11 protein-coding genes, 2 tRNA genes and 1 pseudogene are annotated in these 10,962 nt (G+C 55.6%); 8 read left to right on the top strand and 6 right to left on the bottom strand.

Annotated features, from left to right (window positions below):
* Positions 1-213: 213 nt before the first annotated feature.
* A complete protein-coding gene (locus CHB83_RS10130; protein WP_045689340.1) occupies positions 214-906 on the top strand; it encodes an HAD family hydrolase in 693 nt (230 codons plus the stop codon).
* Positions 903-1,853 carry an ADP-ribosylglycohydrolase family protein gene (locus CHB83_RS10125; RefSeq protein ID WP_089332561.1) on the top strand — a complete coding sequence of 317 codons (951 nt, stop codon included), beginning with the start codon at positions 903-905 and terminating at the stop codon, positions 1,851-1,853. The genes CHB83_RS10130 and CHB83_RS10125 overlap by 4 nt, the downstream gene beginning before the upstream one ends.
* A 53-nt stretch (positions 1,854-1,906) precedes the next feature.
* Here the strand turns inward: CHB83_RS10125 and CHB83_RS10120 are convergent.
* Together CHB83_RS10120 and CHB83_RS10115 are read right to left on the bottom strand one after the other, a co-directional pair.
* Positions 1,907-1,980 (bottom strand) — tRNA-Asp (locus CHB83_RS10120).
* A gap of 320 nt (positions 1,981-2,300) precedes the next feature.
* Positions 2,301-2,374, bottom strand: a tRNA-Asp gene (locus tag CHB83_RS10115).
* Positions 2,375-2,632: 258 nt separating this feature from the next.
* Here CHB83_RS10115 and CHB83_RS10110 point away from each other — a divergent pair.
* The 5 genes from CHB83_RS10110 to CHB83_RS10090 all read left to right on the top strand — a co-directional run bounded on the left by CHB83_RS10110 (position 2,633) and on the right by CHB83_RS10090 (position 6,744).
* On the top strand, positions 2,633-3,580 hold the full coding sequence (locus CHB83_RS10110) for an acetyl-CoA carboxylase carboxyltransferase subunit alpha (RefSeq protein ID WP_089332560.1): 948 nt from the start codon (positions 2,633-2,635) through the stop codon (positions 3,578-3,580).
* Positions 3,581-3,757: 177 nt separating this feature from the next.
* Positions 3,758-4,606: an MBL fold metallo-hydrolase gene (locus CHB83_RS10105; RefSeq protein WP_045689337.1), complete on the top strand. Its 849-nt coding sequence runs from the start codon at positions 3,758-3,760 to the stop codon at positions 4,604-4,606.
* 103 nt (positions 4,607-4,709) lie between these two features.
* Positions 4,710-5,483: a patatin-like phospholipase family protein gene (locus CHB83_RS10100; RefSeq protein ID WP_089332559.1), complete on the top strand. Its 774-nt coding sequence runs from the start codon at positions 4,710-4,712 to the stop codon at positions 5,481-5,483.
* Between the two features lie 84 nt (positions 5,484-5,567).
* Complete coding sequence (locus CHB83_RS10095) at positions 5,568-6,137, top strand: 1-acyl-sn-glycerol-3-phosphate acyltransferase (RefSeq protein ID WP_045689336.1); 570 nt, start codon at positions 5,568-5,570, stop codon at positions 6,135-6,137.
* 73 nt (positions 6,138-6,210) lie between these two features.
* Complete coding sequence (locus CHB83_RS10090) at positions 6,211-6,744, top strand: hypothetical protein (RefSeq protein ID WP_089332558.1); 534 nt, start codon at positions 6,211-6,213, stop codon at positions 6,742-6,744.
* Between the two features lie 132 nt (positions 6,745-6,876).
* On the opposite strand, the gene CHB83_RS10085 is transcribed toward CHB83_RS10090, so the two are convergent.
* Positions 6,877-7,539 carry a DUF4159 domain-containing protein gene (locus CHB83_RS10085; RefSeq protein ID WP_089332557.1) on the bottom strand — a complete coding sequence of 221 codons (663 nt, stop codon included), beginning with the start codon at positions 7,537-7,539 and terminating at the stop codon, positions 6,877-6,879.
* A 119-nt stretch (positions 7,540-7,658) separates the two neighbouring features.
* Complete coding sequence (locus tag CHB83_RS10080) at positions 7,659-8,378, bottom strand: 16S rRNA (uracil(1498)-N(3))-methyltransferase (RefSeq protein ID WP_089332556.1); 720 nt, start codon at positions 8,376-8,378, stop codon at positions 7,659-7,661.
* A gap of 192 nt (positions 8,379-8,570) precedes the next feature.
* Here CHB83_RS10080 and CHB83_RS10075 point away from each other — a divergent pair, with 192 nt between their 5' ends.
* Entirely contained in the window at positions 8,571-9,608 is a 1,038-nt protein-coding gene (locus tag CHB83_RS10075) for an SDR family oxidoreductase (RefSeq protein ID WP_089332555.1), read from the top strand.
* An 89-nt stretch (positions 9,609-9,697) separates the two neighbouring features.
* Here CHB83_RS10075 and CHB83_RS10070 read toward each other — a convergent pair whose 3' ends face one another.
* Both CHB83_RS10070 and CHB83_RS23805 read right to left on the bottom strand, forming a co-directional pair.
* Positions 9,698-10,483, bottom strand: a complete 786-nt coding sequence (locus tag CHB83_RS10070; RefSeq protein WP_045689332.1) for a S1/P1 nuclease — start codon at positions 10,481-10,483, stop codon at positions 9,698-9,700.
* A gap of 236 nt (positions 10,484-10,719) precedes the next feature.
* A pseudogene (locus CHB83_RS23805) lies at positions 10,720-10,962 on the bottom strand (phosphoenolpyruvate carboxykinase (ATP)); the annotation flags it as partial.

Genomic DNA, 10,962 nt, shown 5'->3' with positions numbered 1-10,962 from the left:
CCCAGAGACAGCTATTCCTCTACCTATTTTGCTTCGTCGTTGCTTAGCAGAATAGGTAGAGGAATAGCTATTCATAGGATAGGGACTGAGTTAGGCTGCTCTCTTTCTATAAATACGGGGATTCTGCTGCTGATTTTCAGGGGGAAGTCAGCCAAGTACCCTTGCGCTGCCAGTGCGCTGCGTAGTTTTGCTTCTCATCCGTATTTCGTTTGTATGCCGTTCTCCTTATTACTGTTTGATTACGATGGTACCTTGTGCGACACCCGTAGCGCCATCACGCACGCCCTGCGCCGCACCTTCCAAGAGCTAAACCACCCCGAGCCACTGGCTCCAATACTCGAAGGCCTCGTGCAACGGGGCCTCCCCCTGGCCGACACGCTACGAGAGTTGCACTTGCCCAGCACCGCGCCGCTACCTCCGGAGTGGCTCACTACCTACCGCGCCCTCTACACTGCAGAGGCAGAAGCGCTAGTAACGCCTTTCCCTGGTGCTACCGAAACCCTGGCGGCCGCCGTGGACCAGGGGCACACGGTGGTTATCCTCAGCAACAAAAGCCTGGCTATCCTCGAGAATTCACTGCGCCGCCTGGGCTTAGACAGCTATGCCAGCCTCGTGCTCGGCGACGACCCCACGGCCCAGCCAGTGCTGCCCCTCAAGCCCGACCCGGCCCTATTCACCCAGCGCGTTCAGCCGCGCTTCCCATCAGTTGATCTTTCCGAAGTACTGATGATTGGGGACACGACTACCGACCTGCGCTTTGCGCAGAACTGCGGCATTGCTTCCTGCTGGGCTAGTTTCGGCTTTGGTGTAGCGGCCGACTGTGCTGCGCTGCATCCTACCTACCGCATCAATTCTCTCTCCGAATTACTCCCACTAATTGCCGATTCTGCGGCCCACAACGCATGACGACGGTATCTAGTGTAGAAGCCCAGGTGCGGGCCGCCCTGCTGGGTTTGGCAGTAGGTGATGCCTTGGGCGTCCCAGTAGAGTTTCAGAGCCGGGCCGCCCGCCGCCTCGACCCCGTAGTGCACATGCGCGCTTATGGCACTCACCAGCAGCCTGCCGGCACTTGGTCTGATGATGCCTCCCTGACCTTTTGCTTAGCGGAAGCTATTGCCGCTGGTTTCTCCGTGAGAAAAGTGGCCGAGAACTGCTGTCGGTGGTACTACCAAAACTTCTGGACTCCTCACGGCACCGTATTCGACATTGGCATCACCACGCGGGAGGCTATTCAGTGCTTGAAATCAGATGATAATCTCATCCTGGCCGGGGGTACCGATGAGTACAGTAACGGCAACGGCTCCCTGATGCGGATTCTACCCCTCGCATTTTATCAACCAGAAGCCCCGCTAGAAATCCGGTTTCAGCAAATTGCCGATGTGTCGGCCATCACGCACGGGCATATCCGCTCGGCGGTGGCGTGCTTTCTGTACTTGGAAATGGCGACTTACCTCCGTGCGGGGTTAACGCCCGCGGCGGCCTATGCGCAGCTGTGCCAAGAGGTGCCCGCACACTTATCGCAACTACATGTTCCGGCTCACGAAGTCGCCCATTTTAAGTCCGTACTCAGTGGTGCTCTAGCCGATCTTCCCGCGCAACTCATCAATAGCGGCGGCTACGTACTCCACACCCTGGAAGCTGCTCTCTGGTGCCTACTGCGTTTCGAATCCTTTCCAGAAACTGTGTTAGCAGCCGTTAACCTAGGAGATGACACGGATACCACGGGCGCCGTAACCGGTGGTCTGGCCGGCCTATACTACGGTGAAGCCGCCATTCCAACCGATTGGCTGAAGCCCCTGGCGCGCCGCACCAATATAGAAGACTTAGCGCATCGCTTAGCAGCAGCGCTTTAGGCAAGAGTAGGACATGAAAAAGCCCCAACTTCAAAAGAAGCTGGGGCTTTTTGCGGTCCGGACGGGACTCGAACCCGCGACCTCCGCCGTGACAGGGCGGCATTCTAACCAACTGAACTACCGAACCGTTTATCGAACTACTCGGGCCGAATACCCTTCCGTTTTGATGATGCAAATATAGAAGGCTGTTTTTGATCGTACAAACAGAAATCAGGCTTTATGGATAATAGGAGGGGTTTTGAGAATGGTATTGTTCTGTCACTAAACGGGATAGCACCAGAAAAAAACTTGAAATTTTTTTCTGGCCCTCTCTTTTGAAGCTGCCTAGCGCCCCCTTCAGAGCTATGCTGGCTCCTAAGTTTTAGCTGAGCTAGGCAAGCATTAGGTGGGGCCGTAGGAAAGAGGGTAAAAGCAAAAGGCCCTTCAGATTTCTCTGAAGGGCCTTTGCGGTCCGGACGGGACTCGAACCCGCGACCTCCGCCGTGACAGGGCGGCATTCTAACCAACTGAACTACCGAACCAGTTTACTTTAACTGAGAAGCCGTGTGCTTTCCGTTATTGTGATGCAAAAGTAGAGGGCTAGGTTGGACTGTGCAACACTCCCGACAAAAAAGACAGAAAAAAGAACGGGATGAAATTGTTTTTAGCTGGGTTTCAGGCAGAAAAAAATTTGAAAAATTCCAGTGGGGACGTTCGTGCACTGTGTGCACGGCTTCGCTTACCTTTGCTTCCTTCTCAATCCTACCCTTCGCACCTTCAAGACGCACTCGCCCGTGGCAATGCTACTCGATTTTGAACAACCAATTGCCGCTCTCGAAGGCAAGCTCCGCGAAATGCAACAACTGGCCCTCGATAGCCAAGTAGATGTTTCGGAAGCGGTAACGGCCCTCGAAGCAAAAATTAGAGCCCTTAAAAAGGAAACGTACCAGAACCTGACCCGCTGGCAGCGCGTGCAGCTTTCCCGTCACCCCGACCGGCCGTATACTCTCGATTATATTGAGGGCATGACCGAAAAGTTTATTGAGCTACACGGCGACCGAACCGTGGCCGATGACAAGGCTATGGTGGGAGGCTTTGCCGAATTGGACGGCCGCTCGGTTATGTTTATTGGACAGCAGAAGGGCCGCAACACAAAGCAGCGGCAGTTCCGCAACTTTGGCATGCCTAATCCCGAGGGATACCGGAAGGCCTTGCGCCTGATGAAGCTGGCCGAAAAATTCGGTAAACCTATTGTAACGCTGATTGATACGCCCGGCGCATTCCCAGGCCTGGAAGCTGAGGAACGGGGCCAAGGGGAAGCCATTGCGCGCAACCTGAAAGAAATGTTTCTGCTCAAGGTGCCCGTTATCTGTATTATCATTGGCGAAGGCGCTTCGGGCGGAGCCTTGGGCATTGCCATCGGCGACCGGGTGATGATGCTGGAGAACACCTGGTATTCAGTGATTTCGCCGGAGTCGTGCAGCAGTATTTTGTGGCGCAGCTGGGATTACAAGGAGCAAGCAGCCGAAGCGCTCAAGCTCACCGCTACCGACATGCTCACGGCTGGTTTGGTAGATGGCATCGTGAAGGAACCCCTTGGTGGTGCCCACACGGATGCTGCGGCCATGATCAAAACCTTAAAAAAGACCATCCTCAAAACACTGGACGAGCTGGAGGCGCTACCCCACGAAGAGCGAATCAGCCAGCGCATCGACAAGTTTTCGAACATGGGAGTGGTAGTAGAATAAGTAGTACCCCCTGCATAAGAACGTCATGCGACGTGCACCCAACGCACTAGTTTCGCTGCTACTCTCAAGATAGTTAGCAGAAGGGTAGGGCGAAGTGGTAGCGCGCCGCATGACGTTCTTATTTTATTTCTTAGCTCCCGGTTTACACGTCCTTTCTCCCATACTACCTCCCACCCAATGACTGTTCATACCCTTAATACCGGCCTGTTCAAGCTTGATGGCGGCGCCATGTTTGGCGTAGTACCCAAGAGCATGTGGCACAAACTCAACCCCGCCGACGATAACAATATGTGCACCTGGGCCATGCGCTGCCTGCTAATTGAGGATGGGAACCGGTTAATTTTGGTAGACACGGGCATTGGCGATAAGCAGGACCAGAAGTTTCGGGGGCACTTCTACTTGCACGGCGACGATACCCTAGAGAACTCACTGCGGCAGTTAGGGTTCACCTCCTCCGATATTACCGATGTTTTCCTGACGCACTTGCACTTCGACCATTGTGGGGGCGCCGTGGTGCGTACGCCCGATGACAAACTGCAACTTGCTTTTTCCAACGCAACGTACTGGAGCAACCAAAACCATTGGGACTGGGCCGTGACGCCCAACCCCCGCGAAAAGGCTAGCTTCCTTAAGGAAAATATTCTGCCCATTCAGGAAAGCGGGCAGTTGCGCTTCCTCGACCCCGCAACCCAGCTTCCCGGCGAACTGACGAGCCTGCGGGAAATTATCTTCGCTGATGGTCATACAGAGAAGATGATGGTGCCGCTGATTGACTATAAGGGCCGGACGCTGGCTTTCATGGCGGATCTGCTGCCTAGTGCGGCCCACGTGCCGTTGCCCTATGTGATGAGCTACGACATGCGCCCTCTGGTGACACTGGATGAAAAGGAGCGGGTTTTGCGGCGGGCCGCCGACGAAAACTGGGTGCTAGTGCTAGAGCACGATGCCCATACGGAATGCATTACCGTACAGCACACCGAAAAAGGCGTACGCGTGGCGGAAACCTTGAAGCTGGCTGACCTGTAGCGCTGGCTGCCAGTAAAGCAAGTGCCCGCTTGGTGCTAACGTTCTATCCGTGGTAGCCGTTAGAGCATCAACGGTGCTTGTATGCCTACTCAAACCTCATATTATGCTAGGAGTGGCCCTTTCCGGAGGCGGAGCGCGCGGTATTGCGCATTTGGGCGTGCTGGCTGCCTTTGATGAACTTGCCTTACCCATTAGCCGGTTGGCTGGCGTATCGTCGGGGGCTATTGCGGCTGCCTTCTACGCGGCTGGGGTGCCGCCACGCGAAATTCTGCGCTTATTTCAGGCCGTGAACATTACCCGGCTTACCCGCGTAGCCCTGAGCCGCTACGGGCTATTTCGCATTGACGCCGTGGGTACCTTATTCGAACGTCATTTAGGTGCCAACTGCACGTTTGAGCAGCTTCGCTTGCCCGTCACCCTAGTTGCTACCGACTTGGTAGAGGGAACCTCCGTGCGCTTTTCCAGCGGGCCACTGCTGCCGCCCCTCCTAGCCACAGCGGCCGTTCCCATTTTATTTCGGCCGGTAGAATACCAGGGCCGACAGCTAGTGGATGGCGGCTTGCTCAACAACTTACCGGTAGAATCCCTACTCGACGCGCACCAGCCTGATTTGCGCGTGATTGGGGTGCATTGCAATCCGCCCAATCCGCACGCGCAGTTCAACAATCTGCGGGGAGTTATTGAGCGGACCCTGAACCTTGCCATTGGAGGCAATACTGTGCTGAGCAAGCAACAGTGCCACCTGCTGTTGGAGCCGCCCGAGCTACGCCGCTTTCGGACGATGAGCTACCGCCGCGCCCCCGAGCTGTTCGACATCGGCTACCACTATACCATGAGCAGGGCGGACGAGCTAACAGCACTTTTGCAATTCAACTGAGCAGCCACACCACGCAGACACTACAATTTTCCTAGCTTTGAAGACCGGCCGCCGCCTGGCCGCTTCAATTACTTTTTTCCTCGCATGGCGCGCAAAACCTCTACCTTCTGGTACTACGTTTCTAAAGCTATTTTCAAGGTTGCTGGTTGGAAACTGGCTAGCCAAGTGCCACCTGGCATTCCCAAAAGCATGATGATTGCGGCCCCGCACACCAGCAACTGGGACTTTATTATGGCCCGGGCGGCTTTCTTCTTAATGGACGTAGACGTAAAGCTGACCATTAAGAAAGAGTGGACGGATGCTCCCATTCTGGGGCCGTTGGTCCGTAGCTTGGGTGGCTTGGCCGTTGACCGGAGCAGAAACAACAGCCTCGTGGATGGTATGGTACAGCTGTTTCGCGAGCGGGAGGAGCTAGTTATCCTGATTACGCCCGAGGGTACCCGCAAATACCAGCCGAAGTGGCGCAAGGGGTTTTACCACGCTGCCCTTGGTGCAGGAGTGCCTATTCTGTTGGGTTTCCTCGACTATAAAAACAAAGAAGCCGGCGTGGGTGGCCCCATCTATCCTACGGGCAACTATGAGGCTGACTTAGAGAAAATTCAGGCGTTTTATCGTACCAAAGCTGGTCGTTTCCCCGACCAGGGCGTACGCTAGGAGAGCGAGGCAGGCGTCGGAAATTCGCCAAGCGCTACCGTATCTTACCTGTATATTGTGTTGCCGTACACCGATGGAAAAGCTACAGACGCTGGGCTGGATTCTGATAGGGCTGGTCGTATTTATCTGGCGCATGGTGCAAAAGGCCAAGGCCACAACGGAGCGTGAGCGGCGCGAACGAAAGTTTTCTCGGCCGGATGCTAGTGGCCGTCCCCGACCCGTAGCCCCATTGCCCGTTACCTCGTTCGAGGAGATGCTCCGGCAAATGCAAACGCAGAACCAGAGCGAGCAGCCCGCACCCGTAGCCACCGAAACGACTATGGGCGGGCGCCCCGTACCGAGCCCACGCAGCCAGGAGCGTACAGACATTGGGGCTCCTTCCTTAGAAAAACCCGTGCTGACCCGCTCGTTAGAGGGCCCCACGCCCGAAGCTCGCCGCGCAACCCCGTTGGCCCTAGCTGGTAAAGCTCCCTTACCCAGTTATCGGCGCCAGGAGCAAACCCGTGCAACGGAAGCCGCGGTCCGCTCCATTGCCGACCGTCTGCGCAACCCCGCTGATTTGCGCGCTGCCTTCGTTCTAGGCGAAATTTTACAGCGGAAATTCTAAGTACCTCCCCAGATAGTCCAAACCTAGATTTACAGCGCCAATATTATCACCAAATAAGAGAGCCCCAGCAAGACCGATTATCGTTTGCTGGGGCTCTCTTATTTAGTATATATCTGTCAGAATGTTAAATGCTTAATCTTGGGTGAGGGCGTAGGTGACAAGGTTGGCTCCCATTTTTAAGGCGGCTTCGTGCGTTGCCGGAGTATCTTCAGGGTAGGTGCCCAAGTCTTCCCAGCCGTTGCCTAGGTCGCACTCAAAGCTGTAGAAGCATACCAACCGGCCCTTGTAGAGCAACCCGAACCCTTGGGGGCGCTTGCCTTCGTGTTCGTGCACCTTAGGCAGACCCCGCGGGAACTGGAATTTTTGGTGGTAGATAGGGTGCGTGAAGGGCAACTCTACAAACTCCAGCTCCGGAAAAACCTTCTTCATCTCGGGGCGGATAAATTTATCCAGCCCGTAATTATCATCGATGTGCAGGAAGCCGCCACCCATTAGGTAGCGACGAAGGTTGCGGGCCTCCGCATCCGTGAAGGACACGTTACCGTGGCCCGTCATGTGAATGAAAGGGTAGGTCAGAAGCTCCGGCGAATCTAGCTCTACGGTGGCTTCCTCCGGGTTAATATTAGCCTTGAGGGTCTGGTTGCAGAAGCGAATCAGGTTGGGTAGACTAGTCTTGTTGGCGTACCAGTCGCCGCCGCCGCCATAGTGTAGCTTAGCAATGCGGAAGCTGGGTGCAACCGGTGCCGCGGCCGTGAGCAGGAGGCAAAAAAATGCCAGATACAAGTATTTGAGCATACGTAGAGGCAGCAGTCGGGACGGAAAAGAGTACTTGGGGAAGGGAGGAAAAGCCCTTGGTTTGGAGTTTCCTCATCTTATTCTACCGAATTACACGCGCGGTGCGAACATAGTTCGGGTTACGGCTTGCTAGCTAGCTCTCGTGCCACGTGCACGGTGTGCACTGCTGCCAGTGCGGCCGTTTCGGTGCGAAGGCGGGAGGTGCCCAGCGTTACGGGCCGAATTCCTCGGCTAAAAGCCGCTTGTATTTCCTCGGGAGTAAAGTCGCCTTCGGGACCAATAAGGATGCAGCAGCTTGCCCCATCTGCGGCTACGTAGGCGAGCGGCGTCCGTTCCCCATCTTCAAGGTGAGCAATGAAGGTGGTTTCTGGAGGTATTGTGGGGAGGAAGCGGCTGAAATCGGTTAGGTCAGCTAACACGGGTAGCCACGCTTGCCCCGACTGTTTCAGGGCGCTAACCGCAATTTTCTCTAGGCGGTCTAGCTTTAGTTCCCGTCGCTCAGAGCGGGCGCAACGCAAAAAACTAATCGCCTGAACGCCTATTTCGGTGGCTTTCTCCACCAGCCATTCCATGCGGTCGAGGTTTTTGGTGGGAGCCACAGCTACGTGCACTTGGTAAGTAGGGCGGGGCACCTGCTGCTCCTGCAAAATGCGCAGCTGGCAGCGCTTAGGATTTGCGTCGGCTACCTCGGCGGCATATACCCCGCCCACACCATTAACCAAGACTACTGCATCGCCAGGGCTGAGGCGAAGTACGCGCACGGCGTGCTTGCTTTCATCCTCGGGCAACGTGTAGGTAGTGGGTTGAGTGAGGTCGGGGGCGTAAAATGTATGCGGCATAAAGCAAAGCTACGGCGAATCGGAAAAGCAGACCAGGTAGAAACTAAGCTGGCTGCATGGGTTGGTTGAGTACGAGCCGGTTAAGCTCAGGGTAGGAGACAAATAGCCCAAATCTTGCCCCTGGCTCAACCAGACGTAAGCTCGGGAGCTACGTATGAAGAGCCTATTCTTTCACCTGCAACTACTCGTACGATGGCTGTTAAACTCAAAAAACTCAAAGACCAAACCATAGTTATTACGGGCGCCTCATCGGGCATTGGACTCGTTACGGCCCGGATGGCGGCCAAGGCTGGCGCTAAGCTTGTGCTAGCAGCCCGTAGCGAAGATGCGCTGCGGCAACTCACCAACGAAATTAAGCAGGCGGGGGGCCAAGCTACGTATGTAGTCGCCGACGTTAGTAAGCCCGAAGAAGTGAAGCGACTAGCTGCTGAGGCTACCTCTGCCTTCGGCGGCTTCGATACGTGGATCAACAACGCGGGGGTGTCTATCTACGGTAAAATAGAGGAAGTGCCGCTGGAAGATATGCGCCAGCTGTTCGAGGTAAACTTTTGGGGACTAGTAAATGGCTCGTTGGAAGCGGTGAAGCATTTGAAGGGCAAGGGCGGAGCTATCATCAACGTCGGTAGCATCTTATCGGACATTACGGCTATTCTGCAAACGATATACAGCGCCAGCAAGCACGCCGTGAAAGGCTTCACGGATGGCTTGCGGATGGAGCTGGAAATGGACGAAGCCCCCATTTCTGTCACGCTGATTCAGCCGGCCGCCATTGATACGCCTTACCCAATTCACGCCAAGAACTTCATGGAGCGGGAAGCCAAGCACGCTCCGCCCGCCTACGCACCTGAAACGGTAGCGCGCGCCATTCTGCATTGTGCTGCTACATCGGAGCGCGACGTAGTGGTTGGCGGCGGCGGTAAAGCCATGATTGGTATGAACCGCTGGACACCTGCGCTCCTCGATCAGTTTATGGAAAAGTCCTTCTCTAAGCAGGAAAAAGCCGACTATCCGCCCCGTCCGCTTCAGCAAAATGGCCTCGACCGGCCCGTAGGGAGCCTAGAGGAGCGGGGCAACTATCCCGGCCATACCCGCGAAACCAGTTACTACACCGAAGCTGCAACGGCCAGTAGCCCCAAGCTCCGCACTGCCTTAGTACTTGGTGCCGGGGCAGGCGTAGTGCTGGCGGCCTGGCTAGGCAAAAACAAGCGCGCAAACGGCACCAGCAACTAGCACCCGCCTGCGACGAACCCAACATAAAAAGCCCCCACCAGCTAAAGTTGGTGGGGGCTTTTTAATGCCTGAAAATGCACCAGCGCTTACTATCCTAATACGTCGTTAAGCAGTCCGGCCAAGCGGATGCCAGCTTCTACAATGCGCTGGCGCATTAGGTCGGCGTGGGCAGGGTAGTAGCGGTAATCTACATCGGTGCCATTGGGCACTTCCTGGTAGATCTTCTCGCAAGCCGAGTAGGACTCCCACAACCACTGGTCGGGAGCTGTCGACTGCATAACCTTGACGTCGCGACGGCGCAGCGTTTTGTCGTACTGCAAAGCCATTTCCGTATAGGAAAGTCCTTGATAATCAATCAGGCCACTATCCCAGAGGCTGTGTAGGTTGGTGTCCTTGCCCCGGTACTTAATTTTGATATCGTTGCCACCCTTGTCTTCGGCGTGGCCGGCGTGCAAGGGCTGATGCACATCACCCACTATATGCACCACAAACTTGAGCGCCATTGCCCGCTCTGCCGGAGTCTTGCTGGCATCTGTCAGCTCGCGCAGCTTGGCTAGCAGCACGTTGTAAGCGTTTGGCGTAGTCTGAGCCTTTAGATCCTGCAAGTATTGGCTTTGGGCCAAGCCCGAAGCCGTGTTGACGTAGTGCCAGGGCGCCGTATCCTTAAACTCAGGGTAGAAGCGGATTTCATCTGGCCAGGTGCTCACAAGCGTCAGGGTTTCAGTACCTAGCAGACGCTTCACCTGCTCTTGGGCCCGGTGGTTCAAATGGCGTTCGGCAATCTTACCGATGGCGCGGTGGCCATCAACTCCCCAAGCCCATAAGCTCAGCGGCGAGAGAAACAGAAAAAGCAGCGGCAGAAGGCGCTTACGCATACGAAAATTACGGAAAGTGAAATTAGGGCGGCAAATTACTGATTTAACTGCCGCCGATGCGCATTAAGAAAAAGCTACCCGCGTACGAGATATACAAGCTAGTTTATGACCCGGGTTCTGCCTAGGTTCTAAGTAACACGCACGCTATACTTTGCTCTAGTCAAAAGTTGACATAAAAAAGCCCGTGGAGCAACCCACGGGCTTTTTTTAGTAAGCGAAGAATAGGGAATAGTAGACTACACGGCAACCGCCACGGTGGGGGCGCCGGCCAGGATGTCGGCAGTGGCGAAGTCGGTAAATTTGTGGAAGTTAGCCACAAACCGCTCGGCCAGTTCGGCGGCCGTTTTGTCGTAGGCGTCCACGTCGGCCCAGGTCTGGCGCGGGTCGAGCAGGGCGCTGGGCACGCCGGGCACCGTGGCCGGTACGTCCACGCCAAAGACGGGGTGGCGGTGATAGGCAACGGCGTGGAGCTGGCCGTC

The sequence above is a fragment of the Hymenobacter mucosus genome (assembly GCF_900188255.1).
In the GTDB taxonomy this organism is placed as follows: domain Bacteria; phylum Bacteroidota; class Bacteroidia; order Cytophagales; family Hymenobacteraceae; genus Hymenobacter; species Hymenobacter mucosus.
Note: the sequence above shows the minus strand (reverse complement) of the source record. Positions and strands in the feature narration are given on the sequence as shown.

What these genes read in the sequence shown, in the direction of transcription:
- CHB83_RS10130 (WP_045689340.1), top strand. Translation starts at nt 214, where the DNA reads ATGCCGTTCTCCTTATTACTGTTTGATTACGATGGTACCTTGTGCGAC.
- CHB83_RS10125 (WP_089332561.1), top strand. Translation starts at nt 903, where the DNA reads ATGACGACGGTATCTAGTGTAGAAGCCCAGGTGCGGGCCGCCCTGCTG.
- CHB83_RS10110 (WP_089332560.1), top strand. Translation starts at nt 2,633, where the DNA reads ATGCTACTCGATTTTGAACAACCAATTGCCGCTCTCGAAGGCAAGCTC.
- CHB83_RS10105 (WP_045689337.1), top strand. Translation starts at nt 3,758, where the DNA reads ATGACTGTTCATACCCTTAATACCGGCCTGTTCAAGCTTGATGGCGGC.
- CHB83_RS10100 (WP_089332559.1), top strand. Translation starts at nt 4,710, where the DNA reads ATGCTAGGAGTGGCCCTTTCCGGAGGCGGAGCGCGCGGTATTGCGCAT.
- CHB83_RS10095 (WP_045689336.1), top strand. Translation starts at nt 5,568, where the DNA reads ATGGCGCGCAAAACCTCTACCTTCTGGTACTACGTTTCTAAAGCTATT.
- CHB83_RS10090 (WP_089332558.1), top strand. Translation starts at nt 6,211, where the DNA reads ATGGAAAAGCTACAGACGCTGGGCTGGATTCTGATAGGGCTGGTCGTA.
- CHB83_RS10085 (WP_089332557.1), bottom strand. Translation starts at nt 7,539, where the DNA reads ATGCTCAAATACTTGTATCTGGCATTTTTTTGCCTCCTGCTCACGGCC.
- CHB83_RS10080 (WP_089332556.1), bottom strand. Translation starts at nt 8,378, where the DNA reads ATGCCGCATACATTTTACGCCCCCGACCTCACTCAACCCACTACCTAC.
- CHB83_RS10075 (WP_089332555.1), top strand. Translation starts at nt 8,571, where the DNA reads ATGGCTGTTAAACTCAAAAAACTCAAAGACCAAACCATAGTTATTACG.
- CHB83_RS10070 (WP_045689332.1), bottom strand. Translation starts at nt 10,483, where the DNA reads ATGCGTAAGCGCCTTCTGCCGCTGCTTTTTCTGTTTCTCTCGCCGCTG.